The 1,076-nt window shown below is 43.3% G+C and carries 2 protein-coding genes; both read left to right on the top strand.

Features of this window, described 5'->3' with window-relative positions:
* Positions 1-306 (top strand): ACT domain-containing protein (locus A3739_RS15060; RefSeq protein ID WP_156502609.1); only part of this gene is annotated, 306 nt, incomplete at its 5' end.
* A gap of 20 nt (positions 307-326) precedes the next feature.
* Positions 327-1,076, top strand: a 750-nt coding sequence (locus A3739_RS15065) for an aminotransferase class I/II-fold pyridoxal phosphate-dependent enzyme (RefSeq protein ID WP_156502610.1), incomplete at its 3' end; no start/stop codon positions are given.

Below are 1,076 nucleotides of genomic sequence, written 5' to 3' on the forward strand. Positions count from 1 at the left end.
CGCGCCCTTAAACATTTTTCATTCCCTACTGAGGTTACGCTAAGCAACGATGCAGTAAATCATCGAACAGTCGTCGAGGTCGTAACACCTGACCGTCCAGGACTACTAGCACGTATTGGCCATATTCTTTATCAGCACGATCTAAGCTTGGTAAGCGCAAGAATCGCCACCTTGGGTGAACGTGTAGAAGATGTTTTCTTTATCACGCAAGAAAACGGTTTTCCTTTGAGTGATGTTGAGCAATGCGAAACGCTACAGCACGATATTTGTACGCAGCTAGATGAGCTTGCTAGTACCGAATCCTAATTAATTGAATAGACAAGTACATGAATCCTTTATTAGACAAGCTCCAGCCTTACCCTTTTGAAAAGCTGACCAAATTACTCGGCGAGGTCCTAGCGAATCCTAAACTAGCGCCAATTAAGTTATCTATTGGCGAACCAAAACATCCGGCTCCTGAATTTGTGACCAAGATACTTATCGATAATATCAATAAGGTTGAAACGTATCCGACAACCAAGGGTATTCCTGAGTTACGCGAGTCTATTGCCAACTGGGCAACGCAACGCTTCGATTTGGCACAGTCACCGTTAAATCCAGATACTCAAGTTCTTCCTGTTAACGGAACCCGTGAAGCGATATTTTCATTTACGCAGGCTTGTGTGGACGATACGGCAAACGGCCTTGTTGTTAGCCCTAATCCTTTTTATCAGATATATGAAGGGGCAACATATCTCTCAGGCGTAGATCTTAAACTTTTACCATGTCTTGAAGAACATGGTTTTCAACCTGATTTTGATGCCGTTGATGAAGAAACTTGGCAACGCTGTCAGATTCTATTTTTATGTTCTCCCGGCAACCCCACTGGTGCGGTTGTTGATCTTGAAACGCTAGAGCAGCTCATCCATCTATCAGACAAGTATGATTTTGTACTTGCGTCAGATGAGTGTTATTCAGAAATCTACACGGACGAGACCAATGCGCCAATTGGCCTACTCGAAGCGTGTGTAAAACTGGGCCGAGTTGATTACAAAAACTGTATCGTTTTTCACTCTTTGTCCAAGCGTTCTAATTTA

The sequence above is a fragment of the Oleiphilus sp. HI0067 genome (assembly GCF_001635735.1).